At 44.3% G+C, this 16,847-nt stretch carries 16 protein-coding genes and 1 tRNA gene; 9 read left to right on the top strand and 8 right to left on the bottom strand.

Features of this window, described 5'->3' with window-relative positions; all coding sequences use genetic code 11:
• Positions 1–4: 4 nt before the first annotated feature.
• The 3 genes from LPW36_RS08650 to rssB form a co-directional block, all read right to left on the bottom strand.
• Entirely contained in the window at positions 5–1,348 is a 1,344-nt protein-coding gene (locus tag LPW36_RS08650; protein WP_230609278.1) for a UDP-glucose dehydrogenase family protein, read from the bottom strand.
• A gap of 23 nt (positions 1,349–1,371) precedes the next feature.
• A complete protein-coding gene (gene galU, locus LPW36_RS08645; protein ID WP_230609275.1) occupies positions 1,372–2,289 on the bottom strand; it encodes a UTP--glucose-1-phosphate uridylyltransferase GalU in 918 nt (305 codons plus the stop codon).
• Positions 2,290–2,524: 235 nt separating this feature from the next.
• Entirely contained in the window at positions 2,525–3,535 is a 1,011-nt protein-coding gene (rssB, locus tag LPW36_RS08640; protein WP_230609271.1) for a two-component system response regulator RssB, read from the bottom strand.
• A gap of 142 nt (positions 3,536–3,677) precedes the next feature.
• On the opposite strand from rssB, the gene LPW36_RS08635 reads away from it, so the two are divergent.
• The 6 genes from LPW36_RS08635 to LPW36_RS08610 all read left to right on the top strand — a co-directional run bounded on the left by LPW36_RS08635 (position 3,678) and on the right by LPW36_RS08610 (position 7,368).
• Positions 3,678–4,136, top strand: coding sequence for a YchJ family metal-binding protein (locus LPW36_RS08635; protein WP_230609267.1), 459 nt, complete (start codon positions 3,678–3,680; stop codon positions 4,134–4,136).
• An 82-nt stretch (positions 4,137–4,218) separates the two neighbouring features.
• Positions 4,219–5,052, top strand: coding sequence for a formyltetrahydrofolate deformylase (gene purU, locus LPW36_RS08630; protein WP_230609264.1), 834 nt, complete (start codon positions 4,219–4,221; stop codon positions 5,050–5,052).
• A gap of 186 nt (positions 5,053–5,238) precedes the next feature.
• Positions 5,239–5,323 (top strand) — tRNA-Tyr (locus LPW36_RS08625).
• 100 nt (positions 5,324–5,423) lie between these two features.
• Entirely contained in the window at positions 5,424–5,996 is a 573-nt protein-coding gene (locus LPW36_RS08620; protein ID WP_230609261.1) for an LOG family protein, read from the top strand.
• A gap of 102 nt (positions 5,997–6,098) precedes the next feature.
• Positions 6,099–6,905 (top strand): exodeoxyribonuclease III, encoded by an 807-nt coding sequence (gene xthA, locus LPW36_RS08615; protein ID WP_230609258.1) that lies wholly within the window; start codon positions 6,099–6,101, stop codon positions 6,903–6,905.
• 61 nt (positions 6,906–6,966) lie between these two features.
• On the top strand, positions 6,967–7,368 hold the full coding sequence (locus LPW36_RS08610; protein WP_230609255.1) for a pyrimidine (deoxy)nucleoside triphosphate diphosphatase: 402 nt from the start codon (positions 6,967–6,969) through the stop codon (positions 7,366–7,368).
• Positions 7,369–7,374: 6 nt separating this feature from the next.
• Here the strand turns inward: LPW36_RS08610 and LPW36_RS08605 are convergent, their stop codons facing one another.
• The 4 genes from LPW36_RS08605 to LPW36_RS08590 all read right to left on the bottom strand — a co-directional run bounded on the left by LPW36_RS08605 (position 7,375) and on the right by LPW36_RS08590 (position 12,194).
• Positions 7,375–9,306: a DNA topoisomerase III gene (locus LPW36_RS08605; protein WP_230609253.1), complete on the bottom strand. Its 1,932-nt coding sequence runs from the start codon at positions 9,304–9,306 to the stop codon at positions 7,375–7,377.
• Entirely contained in the window at positions 9,306–10,400 is a 1,095-nt protein-coding gene (mnmH, locus tag LPW36_RS08600) for a tRNA 2-selenouridine(34) synthase MnmH (protein ID WP_230609251.1), read from the bottom strand. The genes LPW36_RS08605 and mnmH overlap by 1 nt, the downstream gene beginning before the upstream one ends.
• A complete protein-coding gene (gene selD / locus LPW36_RS08595) occupies positions 10,400–11,443 on the bottom strand; it encodes a selenide, water dikinase SelD (RefSeq protein ID WP_230609249.1) in 1,044 nt (347 codons plus the stop codon). Before selD ends, mnmH begins: the two co-directional genes overlap by 1 nt.
• A 202-nt stretch (positions 11,444–11,645) precedes the next feature.
• A complete protein-coding gene (locus LPW36_RS08590) occupies positions 11,646–12,194 on the bottom strand; it encodes an NAD(P)H nitroreductase (RefSeq protein ID WP_230609247.1) in 549 nt (182 codons plus the stop codon).
• 160 nt (positions 12,195–12,354) lie between these two features.
• Here LPW36_RS08590 and sppA point away from each other — a divergent pair, with 160 nt between their 5' ends.
• The 3 genes from sppA (at position 12,355) to pncA (ending at position 16,009) form a co-directional block, all read left to right on the top strand.
• A complete protein-coding gene (gene sppA, locus LPW36_RS08585; RefSeq protein WP_230609245.1) occupies positions 12,355–14,211 on the top strand; it encodes a signal peptide peptidase SppA in 1,857 nt (618 codons plus the stop codon).
• 131 nt (positions 14,212–14,342) lie between these two features.
• Positions 14,343–15,368 carry an asparaginase gene (gene ansA, locus LPW36_RS08580; RefSeq protein ID WP_230609243.1) on the top strand — a complete coding sequence of 342 codons (1,026 nt, stop codon included), beginning with the start codon at positions 14,343–14,345 and terminating at the stop codon, positions 15,366–15,368.
• A gap of 17 nt (positions 15,369–15,385) precedes the next feature.
• A complete protein-coding gene (gene pncA, locus LPW36_RS08575) occupies positions 15,386–16,009 on the top strand; it encodes a bifunctional nicotinamidase/pyrazinamidase (RefSeq protein WP_230609240.1) in 624 nt (207 codons plus the stop codon).
• Positions 16,010–16,125: 116 nt separating this feature from the next.
• Here the strand turns inward: pncA and msrB are convergent, their stop codons facing one another.
• Positions 16,126–16,533, bottom strand: a complete 408-nt coding sequence (gene msrB, locus LPW36_RS08570; RefSeq protein ID WP_230609238.1) for a peptide-methionine (R)-S-oxide reductase MsrB — start codon at positions 16,531–16,533, stop codon at positions 16,126–16,128.
• Positions 16,534–16,847: the final 314 nt, after the last annotated feature.

The following is a 16,847-nucleotide window of genomic DNA, read 5'->3' as shown; positions in this document are numbered from 1 at the left end:
AACCTCAAATAACTGGATTAACCGAAGCGCCACGGCCAATACCGTAGTAGGTAAATCCTCTTTGGGCCATGCGTTCTGGCTCGTAAAGATTACGCCCATCAAATATTACAGCATGCTTCAATGTCGCTTTGATCAGATCAAAGTCCGGAGCACGGAAATTTTGCCATTCGGTGCAAATAATTAAAGCATCAGCGCCCTGTAGTGCAGCCTCTTTAATACCCATTAATGTCAGATCGGAACGAGTACCATAAATACGCTGAGTCTCTTCCATTGCTTCCGGATCGAATGCCTGAACTTTAGCCCCCGCTTCCCACAATGATTCCATTAATACCCGACTTGATGACTCACGCATATCATCGGTATTAGGCTTAAAAGAGAGCCCCCAAAGTGCAAAAGTACGCCCTTTTAAGTCGCCATTAAAATGGCGCTGAATGAAGCTGAAAAGTTTATGTTTTTGCTTCGTATTAACAGCTTCAACCGCCTGTAATAATACAGGTTGATAGCCAATATGCTCCGAAGTACGAATAAGCGCCTGCACATCTTTAGGAAAACAGGAACCACCATAACCACAGCCGGGATAAATAAAGTGATAACCAATACGTGGGTCAGAACCAATACCCTGCCGAACTTTTTCTATATCAGCACCCAGCAACTCAGCCAGGTTAGACATTTCGTTCATAAAGCTGATTTTTGTAGCCAGCATACAGTTAGCCGCATACTTTGTTAGCTCAGCACTGCGAATATCCATAATCACCATTCTGTCGTGATTACGGTTAAATGGACCATATAACTCACGCATTAAGTCCAGTACTTGATTATTATCGGTACCAATAACAATACGCTCAGGTTTCATACAGTCGGATACAGCCGCGCCTTCTTTAAGAAACTCCGGATTTGAAACCACATCAAATGGCAAATTAGCCTGGCGACGAGCAAGCGTTTCCATCACTACCGATTTAACTTTATCTGCCGTACCTACCGGTACGGTCGATTTATCAATAATCACTTTATAACTGGTCATATGTTCTGCAATTGTACGAGCTACCGCAGTAACATATTTTAAATCCGCAGAACCATCTTCATCTGGAGGTGTACCAACCGCAATAAACTGGATTTCACCGTGGGCCACCCCTGCTTTAGCATCGGTGGTAAAAGTTAAGCGCCCTGCTTCATAATTCTCTTTTACCAGCGGTGTTAACCCGGGTTCAAAGATAGGAATAACACCTTTCTTAAGATTGGCTACTTTCGTTTCGTCAACATCGATACACATAACATCATGACCGACCTCTGCCAGTACGGCAGCCTGCACTAATCCTACATAACCAATACCAAAAACTGTGACTTTCATCTTTTATTGTCCAAATAGAGTTATTAACCTTTAGCAAGAAACTGAAGCTGTTGCAGCCATGAGCCAAACTCGGCCCCCAGGTTCGCATGACGCAAACCATACTCAACAAATGCCTGCATATATCCCATTTTGTTACCACAATCGTGGCTGCGGCCTCGGATATGATAGGCATCAACAGGCTCAGACTCCATTAATAGTGCAATGGCATCTGTTAACTGGATCTCATCACCTGCACCTGGTGGAATGCGGGATAGTAGTGGCCAAATATCAGCAGACAGTACGTAACGCCCAACAATTGACAGATTAGAAGGTGCTTCAGTAACACTTGGCTTTTCGACTACTTTAACGATTGGCGCACTTTCACCCGCCGTAAGCCCATAGCCGTTACAGTCAACAATACCATAATCACTGACCTCGTTAATGGGAACAGGTTCAACCATAATCTGGCTGTGGCTCGTTGTCTCATAACGATTTAGCATCTCGCTAAGATTATCTTTTGTAAGATTGGACTCATATTCATCAATAATGACATCCGGTAACACCACCGCAAAAGGTTCGTCACCAATAAGTGGGTTAGCACACATAATGGCATGCCCTAAACCTTTAGCCAGCCCCTGACGAACATGCATAATGGTTACATTGCTGGGGCATATGGATTGAACTTCATTCAATAGCTGGCGCTTAACCCGGCGCTCTAAAATAGCTTCAAGCTCAAAGCTGGTATCAAAGTGGTTTTCTATGGAATTTTTAGATGAGTGGGTAACCAACACAATATGGTTAATACCTGCAGCAATACACTCATTGACTACATATTGAATAAGTGGTTTGTCCACCAGAGGGAGCATTTCTTTGGGGATTGCTTTGGTTGCTGGCAACATACGGGTTCCCAGTCCTGCAACCGGAATAATTGCCTTTTTTACTTTAGACTGTATAGCTGACATAAATTATGCTCTCACTATTCAAAAAAATATCGTCACTTAATACGATATTTCGTTAGTTAATATTGAATTAGTCATTGCTCATTAATGGATTAGATTAAACTTTAGACATGCCGTAAATCTGACATTTCTAAGGCTCACTATCCTGAGCAAATTATGGTGAGAGTATATCAGCTAAGCGTCCATTCTCCGATATCATTCATGAATCAAATCAGATAACAAATTGCCTATCAGCCGGCTAAAGCGTTGCGCTCAGTTGCAAACGTCCACCGTTTCCTTTGATATGACACACCCAGCGATCCGCAACCAAACTGGTCTGGCTGGGATATAGGGTCTGTAATGTTCCCATAGGAACACTGTCATCTAACTCATATTTACGTTCGTTAGCCTCAATATTGACATGCAGCCCGGCTGAAACCACCAATAGCTTCTGTTTTGCTACATGATAATAACCAGCCAGAAAAGGAAACTGCCCTTCCAGATAAGACTGATGTAACAATTGATTGATGCGGTTTAAAATAGTCGACATCTGCGGCAATGCTTCATTTTGCTCAGCTAAATGTTCCTGTAATAAGTTATTAAACAGAGCTCGTAACATTAATGCTGCCAATACACCTTTATTTTCTGCCCGTGAAATATCGAGGCAATAAAAAGCAAAATCATTTTCAGATAACGCGGCAATATCAAACACAATTCCCGGTTTCTCGGCTAACGTCAGTTGGCGATAATTAATTTTACAACCGGCGACTGTCTGCTGTGCTGGAGGTTGGAGCTGTTTAAGCAACTGCACAGCCTCCTGAGGCTTTTCGCTCAGTTCGGTCCAGTCAGCCAGCATGGTTAGCTCTTCACTGGCGGGAGATGAGAACAAATAGGGGTAAAAACTGGACAATAATGCATCACGCAGATGATTCAAATCAGTAATAGGTTTAAGCAGAACATCCTGAACCCCAAGACGTAGCATCTTATCAACGTCAGTAATTTTTTCTGTTGCTGAAATAACAATCACTGGGATCTGGCAACCCTGATGACGTAAACGATCGACCAGCGTTATACCATCCATATTTGGCATATTCAAATCGCAAATCATCAATTCTGGCTGAAACTGATCGACATAGATCAACGCTTGCTCGCCGTCTTCAGCTTTGCCAATTATTGCGCCTAATGAGGTTAGATATCCCGCCAGCATTGAACGGAATACCGCATCATCTTCAACAAGGAGTATATGTTTATTGGCTAAAGGGGGTGTCATTGTAAACTTCCATGCTTTCTGTTTATTATATTTTGGTTCAAATTTGGCACTTGTGCCTGTAAAAGTGTGATTTATTCTTGTTAATTTATCTTGCCACAACGCTAACTAACTAAAATGTGTTATCAGTATATCGGAGCTTATATTGTTCAAACTATGTCCATGCGGTAGCTTAAAGGAGTTTTCTGTATGCTGCCACCCATTGATTTCTGGTCAGAGCATTGCTTCAACTGCACTTGAGCTAATGAAGTCACGCTATAGCGCTTATGTCAGCCATGATGTCGAATATTTGGTTGCAACCTGGCACCCTGATTTTCGATTGCCAGATCTGGCTGAATCCATTACTCACAGTTTTGAGCATACCCAATGGCTTGGATTAACCGTTGTTGCAGCCACAGAGCATGGTAATGAAAGCTATGTTGAGTTTGTTGCTAAATATATTGATGGTCAGACACAGCAACAACGTGCCCTTCATGAGCGTTCTCATTTTATCAAACTGCATGGAAACTGGTATTATACTTCAGGCATTAAACCTCAGGTTGGTCGTAATGAGCTATGCTCTTGTGGTTCAATGAAAAAATATAAAAAATGTTGTGGGAAATAATGGAATAACACTCTCCGTTATGCTCAATAACGGTTTACCCATAATGATAACAATAGCAAACACATCAAAAGGTTAAGTTCGCATGCAAAGAAAAATACTTCGTACTATTTGCCCTGATGCTAAAGGCCTAATCGCAAAAATAACTAACATCTGCTACAAGCATCAACTGAATATTGTTCAGAATAATGAGTTTGTTGATCACCGTACCGGGCGCTTTTTTATGCGTACCGAACTGGAAGGGTTCTTCAATGATGAAACTTTACTGGCCGATCTTGATGATGCATTACCGGAAGGTTCTGTCCGTGAACTGAACGAGGCAGGAAGACAAAAGATCGTTATTCTGGTGACCAAAGAGGCCCACTGTCTGGGCGACCTTTTAATGAAAAGTGTATATGGCGGGCTTGAGGTAGAAATTGCTGCCGTTATTGGTAACCACGATACCTTACGCACGCTGGTTGAGCGCTTTGATATCCCCTTCCATTTACTTAGTCATGAAGGGCTAACGCGTGAAGAACATGATAAACAAGTCGTTGAGATGATCGATAGTATTAATCCGGACTATGTCGTTCTGGCTAAATATATGCGTATTCTGACGCCTGATTTTGTTCGCCATTATCCAAACCGTATTATTAATATTCATCACTCATTCCTGCCAGCTTTTATTGGTGCACGTCCATACCATCAGGCTTACGAACGTGGCGTTAAGATTATTGGTGCTACCGCCCACTTCGTTAACGATAATTTAGACGAAGGGCCAATTATCATGCAGGATGTTATTCATGTGGATCACACTTACAGCGCGGAAGATATGATGCGCGCAGGGCGAGATGTTGAAAAAAATGTGTTGAGTCACGGGTTATACCGTGTTCTGGGACAACGAGTTTTTGTTTACGGTAACAGAACCGTTATTCTTTAAGCGTTTTTTCAATCATACCAAAGACGGTGCCAATACACCGTCTTTCCATGAAGTTCGAATAATCAGCATTCCATGCTGGAAAAAACAACAAACAATCATTATTTCCACATCAAGGCTTTACACGGCTGAAGCTTCTGATATGATGCGCGTCCCTGTCATTTATGGCAGAGCCAATATATATCCTATGGTGGGATTCCCGAGCGGCCAAAGGGAGCAGACTGTAAATCTGCCGTCACAGACTTCGAAGGTTCGAATCCTTCTCCCACCACCATTTATTCCCCTTCCTTTTAACAATAATTTTCATCTCTGCCTTGAAGCGTTGCCCTAAATAGGCTATACAAGCCCCTTGTTTTAATTTATCAGGGTGTCTCATGCGTAAGAATATATGTGTTTATTGTGGTGCCAGCACCGGAAATAATCCTGCCTATGCCGAAGCGGCACAACAGTTGGGAATCGCAATTGCTGAACAAGGTCGTCGTTTGATCTATGGTGGTGGTAATAAAGGATTGATGGGCATTCTGGCCAATGCGGTATTAGATGCTGGCGGTCAGGTTACCGGCGTCATTCCTGAACGTTTAGTTGAAGCAGAAACGGCACACCACGGCATTACCGATCTGGAAGTTGTTCCTGACATGCATATTCGTAAAGCGCGTATGAGTGAACTGGCGGACGGTTTTATCGCCCTGCCGGGCGGTATTGGTACTCTTGAGGAGCTGTTTGAAGTGTGGACCTGGAGCCAGATTGGCTACCACACTAATCCGGTTGGCCTGTTAAACATTCAAAACTTCTACTCTCCAATGAGCCAGTTCCTGCAACATGTGGCTGATGAAGGTTTTGTGCGTCAAAGTTACCTGAATACATTGCTAATCAGCGATTCAGCCCATGAATTGCTTAACCAATTTGATCAATACCAGCCGCATAATCTTAACCGTTGGGCTAAATAATAGATCCTCTATCCGACCATTCGCTCTGAATGGCCGGATAACAATTATTCTCAATTTCTGTTACCATTAATCCATATTTCTGGCAGATAAAAGATACTTATCATGAAGTTTATATCATTTAATATCAATGGGCTAAGAGCCCGTCCTCATCAGCTCGCCGCAATAATTGAGCAACACCAACCTGATGTTATCGGGTTACAGGAAACAAAAGTTCATGATGATATGTTTCCCCTTGAGGAAGTCAGTCAGTATGGTTATCACGTCTTTTATCATGGTCAAAAAGGACATTACGGCGTAGCGCTGCTCACCAAAGCGCAACCTGTAGCAGTTAGAAAAGGCTTTCCTACCGATGATGACGATGCCCAACGCCGTATTATTATGGCGGATATAGAAACACCCGCAGGCTTATTAACCGTAATCAACGGCTATTTCCCTCAGGGTGAAAGTCGGGATCACGCCATTAAATTTCCTGCTAAACAAAAATTCTATGCGGACCTACAGTCTTATCTGGAACAACACCTTAACCCCGCCAATCCTGTGGTGATCATGGGTGATATGAATATCAGTACCACCGATTTGGATATTGGCATTGGGGAAGAAAGCCGCAAACGTTGGTTACGCACGGGAAAATGCTCTTTCTTACCGGAAGAACGTGAGTGGATGGATAAATTACTCAATTGGGGATTAATTGATACATTCCGTCAGGCCCATCAGGAAACCGATGACCGTTATTCATGGTTTGACTACCGCTCCAGCGGTTTTGATGACAACCGGGGGTTACGTATCGACCTGATACTCGCCAGCCAATCTCTGGCTCCTCACTGCATCTCTACCGGCATTGATTATGATATCCGGGCCATGGAAAAGCCATCCGACCATGCACCTATCTGGGCTGAATTTAAGCTCTGATAATGATTTAACCAGACCGGTTGTTTTTAATCGGTCTGGTACTTCTCTCAGAGAAATCAATATGAAAACCGTTAATGTCGTCGCGGCCATTATACAACAACAGGGGCGCATCCTGATTGCTCAACGAGATAACCAAAGCGATCTTGCTGGCTATTGGGAATTTCCCGGAGGGAAAATAGAATCGGGAGAAACACCAGCACAGGCATTAATTAGAGAACTGGAAGAAGAGCTGAATATTCATCATATTCAGGTTACTGACTATATTGCTACCAGTACCATTCAACAGCCAGAACGTATTATTCACCTACAGGCCTGGAAAGTGATTGCCTGGCAAGGCGATATTCAGTTACGTTGCCACACCGACTTTTGCTGGGTCACACCAGATGAAGCCTTAAATTACCTACTGGCCCCTGCGGATATTCCCTTGCTTTCAGCTTACCAACACCAACTGCACTCAGAGTAATGTGGATTACTCTTCACTCTTCTTCTTACTGGGTTTAGCCCGCTTTTTCTTTGGTTTTGCCTCTTCAGCTTCCGCCGCCTGCTGTATATTCTTAAACACCGGAGGCATACGGTTACGCTTTGCCTGCGCAATTAAATCTTGCAGCGTCACCACCATTGGCTGCATAAAGTCCTGATAACGGCACTGTTTTTCACTAATTTGAGTTAGCGTGGATTCCCAGTGAGCAGTCATATCCGGACGCGCCGCAATTTCAGGTAAACAATGAATCAGCGCCCGGCCAGCTTCCGTTGAGGTAATGGTTCGCCCTTTCTTTTGTAAAAAACGACGTTTAAACAGCAGTTCAATAATGCCGGCTCGGGTAGCTTCGGTACCTAACCCATCCGTTGCCCGTAATATTTTCTTTAAATCTTTATCCTGAACAAAACGGGCAATACCGGTCATCGCTGACAACAGAGATGCGTCAGTAAATGGGCGAGGTGGTTGAGTCTGCTTCGCGACGACTTCACCCTGTTCACATAATAATTCGTCGCCTTTATTTACCACCGGCAACGGTGTTCCCTCATTCTCTTCATCACGCTCTTTGCTGCCCAATAGCATACGCCAGCCAGCTTCCGCCAGAAAACGCGCTTTGGCAATAAATTTACCGCCCGCGATATCCAGCTCAATAACGCATTTGCGATAAATTGCATCCGGACAAAACTGCATCAAATATTGAAGAGAAACCAGCTGGTAGATTTTCTGTTCATCCATAGATAAAGAGACGGATGAACTTCTCGCAGTAGGGATAATGGCGTGGTGAGCATCAACCTTTTTATCATCCCAACAGCGATTACGTTTTTCGCTATCAACAACGGGTAGTGGGAATATATCTGGCTGATGGCTCTCAATAGCGGCGATGACTGCATGGCGATCGGCAAAATGCTCTTCCGGTAAATAGCGACTATCAGAACGAGGATAGGTAATTAATTTATGAGTTTCATACAGCCGCTGGCAGAGATCCAATACTTGCTGTGCACTAAAACCAAAGCGTTTAGCTGCTTCAATCTGTAACGCTGAAAGTGAGAAAGGCAGCGGTGCCACATCATTTTCTCGCTTGTCATTATATTCTGTGACAAAAGCTGGCTGACCGGTGATCCGCTTAACCACATGTTCCGCTAAACTGCGATTAAGCAATCGCCCTTCTTCATCCAGAAAAGACTCACAGGAGTCACTGGGCTGCCAGATAGCGGTAAAGCGCTCCTCTGCCGGAGTCACAATATGCGCTTTTACTTCAAAAAAATCTTTCGGAACGAAATTTTCAATCTCTTCATCCCGACGAACCACCAGGCCTAATACCGGCGTTTGTACTCGGCCAACGGACAAGACGCCGTTATATCCGGCATTACGACCCAGCAGCGTATAGGCTCTGGTCATATTGATACCATACAGCCAATCCGCCCTTGCCCGTGCTAATGCAGAAACACAGAGTGGGATAAATTCCCGGTTATCCCTTAACTTATCAATGGCTCGGGTTACAGCCTGTGGGTTAAGGTCATTAATCAGGCAACGACGAACCTGTTGACGCTTCTCAGCATCAAGTTCAAGGTAATCCAGTACCTCATCAACCAACAGTTGTCCTTCCCTATCCGGGTCTCCTGCGTGCACTACTTCGTTCGCTTCCGCAAGTAGCCGTTTAATCACATTCAACTGTTTGGTTACCGAATCTCTCGGTTTTAACTGCCATTTTTCAGGAATAATGGGTAAATCAGAGAGCGACCAGCGCGCATAGCGAGCGTCATACTGATCCGGCTGTGCTTGTTCAAGCAGATGTCCAACACACCAGGTGACAACCTGATCGTTACCACAAACAATAAAACCATCCTGGCGCTTATGTGGTTTTGGCAATACATCTGCAATAGCCCGTGCCAGACTCGGTTTTTCGGCAATAAATAAACGCATCAGTGGTTATCATTCAACAGAAAATCACGGACAGCGTTATAATCTCCCCGAAAAATAATGCGATCGGATTTTTTACTTAATTGATAGCTATACATAGGGTCATAATACTCAATTAGCAGCGGCACCAGCCAGTTTTCATGTTTATCACTGCCCTGTCCTGCCTGTTGATAATGCAATGCACTATCCAGCTCATTCAGTAGCGTTTGATAACGTTCCATCCCCAGCCGTTTACGAATAGCAAACAGACCATGATGAAGGTAATGGCTAAAACGTACCCAACCATCCTCTTCGCCATATTGCTGCTGAAATCCATCGCTCATAGTATCAATATACTCTTCCTTTAAACGCAACAAGCGCAGTTCAAAGGGGTCTTCAATAACCACCAAATTCGCGGCTTGCATTGAATCATAGATTTCCAGCGGTACATGGTTAGAACCAATGGTTTTACCTTCATCTTCAACCACCCAGCGACAAATGCCCTGATGTTGTTGTTTGAGTAAAGAGACGGCAACCCGGTTCTCAAAATTTATCTGAGTACTTTGGCTTTCCAGCGTTCTTCCAAATGAAGAACCACGATGTCTGGCCGCGCCTTCTAAATCGATACCAAAGGGTAGCGCTTTTACTAATCGGGTTTTACCACTTCCGGTATTTCCACCAACCACCTTTAGCGGCATGGTCGCAACTTGCTGATTCACCTTGATCAAGAAATTACGCATTGCTTTATACCCACCCTTCACCAGCGGATAATCAATACCTGTCTGCTTTAGCCACTGCTGAGTAATATGGGAACGTAAGCCACCGCGCAGACAATATAAAAATCCCTGAGGATTCTGCTGGCAAAAGGTACGCCATTGAGCAATTCGCTGTTCACGAACATCACCGCTAACCAGCTGCTCGCCCAACTCAATTGCCGCTTTTTGCCCTTGCTGCTTATAGCAAATGCCAACCGCCTGACGTTCTTCATCTGTCATCAGCGGTAAATTGGCCGCATAAGTAAATGCGCCCTGAGCAAACTCGACTGGCGCGCGAACATCAATCAAGGGAATGTCATGAAGAAATATCTGCTGATAATCAGCACTGCTATTGGTTGACATTAATCAACCTCAATCAAGGCACGACCTTGTTTGGGAGCAAACAACTCACCAATTGCCGTTAATGTAATTTGGTACTGTGCAGCAATTTTCTGTACTTCCGCTTCAGCTTCTGGGGTAACGGCAATAAGCAAACCGCCCGAAGTTTGTGGATCGCACAACAAGTTGCGCTGTAAGTCAGTCAGTGAACCAATAAGATGACCATAACTATCAAAGTTACGTTGCGTCCCTCCCGGTACACAGCCTTCGGCAATATACTGTTCTACATCCGGTAATTTTGGTACTGCGTCAAACCAGATATTGGCCTGTAGCCCCGAGCCCTGACAGATTTCACTTAAATGGCCTAATAGTCCAAAACCGGTCACATCGGTCATTGCCGTGACACCTTCAACGCTAGCAAACTCAGCACCGGGCTTATTCAGCTGGCACATGGTTTCAGTCGCTATCCCCTGATGTTGTGGCAACAACTTGCTTTTCTTCTCTGCGGTAGTCAGTACACCAATCCCCAATGGCTTAGTGAGAAACAGCTTACATCCGGCCGTAGCCGCACTGTTTTTCTTAATTTGTTCCGTGCTGACCATACCAGTCACCGCCAGACCAAAAATTGGTTCAGGCGCATCAATGGAGTGTCCACCGGCCAATGCTATACCCGCCTGCTGGCAGACATAACGGCCACCATCAATCACTTTCCGGGCAATTTCAGGGGCCAGCTTATCGATCGGCCAGCCGAGAATAGCAATAGCCATAATAGGTTTGCCGCCCATGGCATAGATATCACTAATAGCATTAGTTGCGGCAATTCGCCCAAAATCAAAAGGATCGTCAACGATGGGCATAAAGAAATCGGTAGTACTGATAATGCCAATGCCGTTGCCAATATCATAAACCGCTGCATCATCACGGGTTTCATTACCCACTAACAGATGAGGATCGATAAACTTCTCTTGCTCAGAATGCAGGATCGTTTCCAGTACTTTTGGGGATATTTTGCAGCCGCAGCCGGCGCCATGACTGTACTGGGTTAAACGAACATTTTGCTCTGTCATATATCAATTCCTCTTTTCGGCCAGAGTGGCAAACGGAGATCAAGCCTATATAGTACCGCGACTCGCCATCATTGATAAGTCATACCATGCCGATCGTGGATATATTGCTCAGATTACAGCGTACAGAAAGGGATAAATGCGATGATTATTGCAGTGATATTTTTCGGGTACGCTATTTACAGGTACCCGAAAGCAGAGAAGCTTAGAAGTAAGAAACAAAAGGTGATGTATCTGGCGCTTTAACTTTAGCCGGTTGCATCAATGGTGTTCCCAGATAGAGAAAACCAACGATCATATCCTGTTCACGACAGCCAAAAGCCTCCCTGACAATAGGGTGTTCAGTCCAGAAACCGCTACGCCAAATGCCACCAAAACCCTGAGCAACAGCTGCCATTTGCATTGCCTGAACGGCACAGCTTGCTGATGCAATTTGTTCCCAACGCGGTACTTTATGATGTTCTGTGCAATGGGCCACCACAGTAATAATCATTGGCGCTCTGAACGGCCCCTTTTGTGACTTTTCCTGTACTGATTCATCCTGACCGGCATCTATCGCTGCCGCCAGCAGCAGATCCGCAAACCGACTGCGCGCATCGCCTTCAATAATAATAAAGCGCCAGGGCTCCAGCGTTCCGTGATCCGGTGCTCTCATCCCTGCCCGAATAATATTCTGCAACGCATCTCCCTGAGGAGCAGGCTCAGACAAACGTGAAGCGGAGCGACGGTTAAGTAACAGTTCTAACGAATCCATAAAAATCTCCAGACAAACAGGTAATTGCCCATTGTAAGGTTAATCATTTGTTACGAACACAAAAATAACGTAACCAATTGGCTATTTAACACTGACTTTTCTATCGTCAGGCTTTAGGATATCCAACAATGTTATTTACCGCTCAATAAATGGAGCATACATGCGGGCACTATGGCAAATTTTTGCAACCATATTTAAATTCTCCTGGCGGGTTATCAATTTTATTCGCCAGGCTGTTTGTAATCTGATTTTCTTCCTTGTTTTGCTGATTGGTTTTGCACTCTATATGCAGGTGCAAGATTCCACTATTCAGCCAGAAAAAGGGGCATTACTGGTTAACCTCAGCGGTACCGTGGTGGATAGCTTAAGTTCTGACAGTAAATTGCGCCAACTGGGGCAAGAGCTGATTGGTAGCAATAAAGACGTTCAGGAAAACTCACTGTTTGATATTGTAAAACAGATCCGCCAGGCTAAAGACGATGACAAAATTAGCGGCATGGTACTGTCTCTGAGCAATTTCATTGGTGCTGACCAACCTTCCCTGCGTTATATCGGTAAAGCCTTAAAAGAGTTTCGCGATAGCGGAAAGCCTATTTATGCCATTGGGGACAGCTATACTCAGGGGCAATATTATCTGGCCAGCTTTGCCAATAAGATTTATTTATCTCCACAGGGCTCTGTTCTGTTAACCGGGATTTCTACTAATAATCTCTACTACAAATCGCTATTGGATAAGTTAAAAGTTACCACCAACATTTTTCGTGTGGGTACCTACAAATCCGCGGTTGAGCCATTTATTCGCGACAATATGTCTCCGGAAGCTCGCCAGTCCGATAGCCGTTGGGTGAATACGCTGTGGTCCAACTATATGACTGATGTGGCGGCAAATCGTCATATTTCCATTGCAGAGCTTTATCCGGAGCCAGCCCGGCTCATTCAGCAATTAAAAGCCAGCGACGGTGATACCGCAGCGTTTGCTCTAAAAAATAAACTGGTGGATGAGATATCTTCCCGTTCAACCGTAGAGAAAATGCTGAAAGAAACTTTTGGTTGGGATCAGCAAAATAAGAACTATAACTTTATCAGTATCTATAACTATCAGATAACAACCCCCGACCTTGAAAAGGCCAAATTGCCAGAAATTGCGGTTATCTTTGCGAATGGCGCCATTGTTGATGGTCCGGAAATGCCGGGAATGGTTGGTGGTGATACTACGGCTAAACAGCTACGGGCCGCACGCCTTAACGACAAGATCAAAGCCATTATTCTACGAGTTAATAGCCCGGGAGGCAGTGTCACCGCTTCAGAAATGATTCGCTCAGAAGTTCAGGCGCTAAAAGAAGCAGGTAAACCGGTTGTGGTTTCCATGGGGGGAATGGCGGCGTCGGGCGGTTACTGGATCTCTACGCCTGCGGACTACATTGTCTCCAGCCCAAGTACCTTAACCGGTTCTATTGGCATCTTTGGTGTTATCAATACGTTTGAAAACTCGCTGGATGCCATTGGTGTTCATACTGATGGTGTTTCTACCTCACCATTGGCTGATGCGACAATCACTAAAGCATTACCACCACAATTCTCTGAAATGATGCAGTTAACCATTGAGAATGGTTATAAGACCTTCATTAATCTGGTGGCAAAGTCACGCCATAAAACACCAGCAGAAGTGGACAGCATTGCTCAGGGCAGAGTCTGGATTGGCTCCGATGCCAAAGCTAACGGGCTGGTCGATCAATTAGGGGATTTCGACGATGCCATTAAAAAAGCGGCAGAGCTCGCCAAACTGAAAGACTATGAAATTAAATGGACAGTCACGGAACCAACCGTCAGAGAAATTCTGCTGGGTCAGGTTTCCGCCTCAGTCAACGCCCTGCTACCAGAAGCAATGAAAATTGAACTTCCTGCGCCATTACGCCAGGTTGCAGAAGATATCAATAAACAACCCGGTTTCTTTGGTAATATGAACGATCCGGGATATCGTTACATTTACTGTTTAAGCTGTAGCTATACGCAGTAATCGTTAACTTATCCAGTCTTCTTTCAGGCCCGGTTTATGACCGGGCCTTTTTCTATCTGTTGAATACATTTTATTCTTTTAGTTTAATTTTCTATAATCCCCACACCTTCCGATTTATGGTCTGAATTCTCATGCAAAATAAGCAAAAAAAATCGATTTATGTCGCTTATACCGGTGGAACAATTGGTATGTTGCGCTCAGAACACGGATATATTCCTGCTTCCGGCCATTTACAAAAACAGCTGGCGAAAATGCCAGAGTTTCATCGCGATGAAATGCCGAGCTTTGTCATTCATGAATATCAGCCTTTAATTGATTCATCCGATATGACCCCTCAGGACTGGCAGCATATTGCTGATGATATTCAGAAGAACTATCACCAATATGACGGTTTTGTTATTTTGCATGGTACAGACACCATGGCCTTCACCGCATCAGCACTCTCTTTTATGCTGGAGAATTTAGCAAAACCGGTTATTGTGACCGGGTCGCAAATCCCTTTAGCAGAGTTAAGATCGGATGGGCAGATCAATCTGCTCAACGCGTTGTATGTCGCCGCTAATTATCCGATTAATGAAGTTTGTCTGTTTTTTAATAACAAACTATTTCGTGGCAATCGCACCACCAAAGTTCATGCCGATGGCTTTGATGCCTTCGCCTCCCCCAATTACCCGGTATTGCTGGAAGCAGGTATTCATATTAAACGCCTGACGACACCGGATACCCTACCCTGCACAGGCACATTAAAAGCGCATGCTATTGCCCCCCAGCCGATTGGGGTTGTCACTATCTATCCGGGAATTTCCGCCGAAATTATTCGTAACTTCCTGCGCCAACCGGTGAAAGCGCTAATTTTACGTTCATATGGCGTTGGTAATGCCCCACAAGATCCGGATTTACTGCAAGAATTAAGGGACTCCACTGAACGAGGCATTATTGTGATTAACCTGACCCAATGTCTTTCCGGAAGAGTCAATATGGAAGGTTATGCCACAGGCAATGCATTAGCACAGGCCGGTGTTCTCAGTGGATTTGATATGACCGTTGAAGCAACATTGACAAAACTGCATTTTTTATTGAGTCTGGACCTTCCCACACATCAAATCAGAACGTTAATGCAAAAGAGCCTGCGCGGTGAATTAACGGAAACTGAATAATCCTTACGGGAGTTACCATGAAGAAGGCTTTGCTTCTGGTCGATCTGCAAAACGATTTCTGCCTGAATGGCGCCCTTGCCGTTCAGGATGGGGATGCCGTTATTGATATTGCCAATCAGGCCATGTCTATATTTCATCAACGTGACTGGCCAATTATTGCAACGCTGGACTGGCATCCGGCAAATCATAAAAGTTTCGCTATTAACTCAGGTACTCAACCCGGTGAAGTTGGAACACTAAACGGGTTAACGCAGGTCTGGTGGCCAATACATTGCGTGCAACATACTCCGGGTGCATCACTGCATCCTCAGTTGGAACAGCAATACATCAGTAAACGGATTTATAAGGGACAAGATGCGGAAATCGATAGTTACAGCGCTTTTTTTGATAATGGCAAGCGCTCGGCAACAGAGCTGAATCAATGGCTGAACAGTGAAAACATTCAGCATCTAGTGATACTTGGGTTAGCAACCGACTATTGCGTAAAATTTACCGTTCTGGATGCGCTGGAACTCGGTTATCAGGCAGAAGTTATTGCAGATGGATGTCGCGGCGTCAATTTAGCTACTAATGATAGTGAGAAAGCTTTACATGAAATGGCAACAAAAGGTGCCAGAATCATTCAACTCAATGATATATAAATAACAGATTGAGAAGCGCAAAAAAATAACCCACGCTTCTCATCACTTTTATCATTTGGCTCATCTTTTTGTGTAAATATTAAGCTGAATCGATTTTGTTAATGTCCGGATACAATTTAACCGGGGCTCTTCTCTCCACTCTGTTCATCCACAAAAATCATTGACGCTGAATTGATACAATATCGCTTTCCGGTAGGCGGCGGACCATCCGAAAAAACATGCCCTAAGTGTGCATCACAGTGATTACAACGAATCTCAACGCGGTGCATATTATTCGAGTAATCATCAAGATAGCGAACAGCACCCGGGCTAATGGCTTCAAAAAAACTCGGCCACCCACAACCGGAATCAAATTTAGTATCGGAGTAAAACAGTGGAGAATCACAGCATATGCAGTGGTAAATTCCTGCCTGTTTATTATGTAAAAGATGCCCGGTAAACGGGGCTTCAGTTCCCCGCTCCTGTGTGACATAGCGTTGAATATCTGATAATTTTTTGATTTTACTATTCAATAGGTTACTCATCTTCACACCTAAAAAATCCGTTATGAGAAAAATAGCTTTCAGACCTTCAATTATAACAATAAACTAACAAACAGGCAGGTGATTTATCACTAAAACGGTCATTTCCGGAAGCAAAACAGCAATAATTACCCAATTCGTATCGAATGGAGTTATAATTGGAAAATCGGCACCCGATAGACCGCCTGAAAAGCACAAAAAACCAGCAAAACTGCGTCCGTTCCTCACTTGTATTCAGACTTTTTTTTGTGATTGCTGACAATGATTGACACGATTCCGCTTGACGTTTTGCAAGGTTTTTGTAATTTTACTGGCAG

Source organism: Limnobaculum eriocheiris, from assembly GCF_021010575.1.
GTDB lineage: Bacteria > Pseudomonadota > Gammaproteobacteria > Enterobacterales > Enterobacteriaceae > Limnobaculum > Limnobaculum eriocheiris.
This window is presented reverse-complemented; position numbering and strand designations above follow the sequence as displayed.

Coding starts and splice junctions, on each gene's coding strand:
- LPW36_RS08650 (WP_230609278.1), bottom strand. CDS start 1,348: ATGAAAGTCACAGTTTTTGGTATTGGTTATGTAGGATTAGTGCAGGCT.
- galU (WP_230609275.1), bottom strand. CDS start 2,289: ATGTCAGCTATACAGTCTAAAGTAAAAAAGGCAATTATTCCGGTTGCA.
- rssB (WP_230609271.1), bottom strand. CDS start 3,535: ATGACACCCCCTTTAGCCAATAAACATATACTCCTTGTTGAAGATGAT.
- purU (WP_230609264.1), top strand. CDS start 4,219: ATGCAAAGAAAAATACTTCGTACTATTTGCCCTGATGCTAAAGGCCTA.
- LPW36_RS08620 (WP_230609261.1), top strand. CDS start 5,424: ATGCGTAAGAATATATGTGTTTATTGTGGTGCCAGCACCGGAAATAAT.
- xthA (WP_230609258.1), top strand. CDS start 6,099: ATGAAGTTTATATCATTTAATATCAATGGGCTAAGAGCCCGTCCTCAT.
- LPW36_RS08610 (WP_230609255.1), top strand. CDS start 6,967: ATGAAAACCGTTAATGTCGTCGCGGCCATTATACAACAACAGGGGCGC.
- LPW36_RS08605 (WP_230609253.1), bottom strand. CDS start 9,306: ATGCGTTTATTTATTGCCGAAAAACCGAGTCTGGCACGGGCTATTGCA.
- mnmH (WP_230609251.1), bottom strand. CDS start 10,400: ATGTCAACCAATAGCAGTGCTGATTATCAGCAGATATTTCTTCATGAC.
- selD (WP_230609249.1), bottom strand. CDS start 11,443: ATGACAGAGCAAAATGTTCGTTTAACCCAGTACAGTCATGGCGCCGGC.
- LPW36_RS08590 (WP_230609247.1), bottom strand. CDS start 12,194: ATGGATTCGTTAGAACTGTTACTTAACCGTCGCTCCGCTTCACGTTTG.
- sppA (WP_230609245.1), top strand. CDS start 12,355: ATGCGGGCACTATGGCAAATTTTTGCAACCATATTTAAATTCTCCTGG.
- ansA (WP_230609243.1), top strand. CDS start 14,343: ATGCAAAATAAGCAAAAAAAATCGATTTATGTCGCTTATACCGGTGGA.
- pncA (WP_230609240.1), top strand. CDS start 15,386: ATGAAGAAGGCTTTGCTTCTGGTCGATCTGCAAAACGATTTCTGCCTG.
- msrB (WP_230609238.1), bottom strand. CDS start 16,533: ATGAGTAACCTATTGAATAGTAAAATCAAAAAATTATCAGATATTCAA.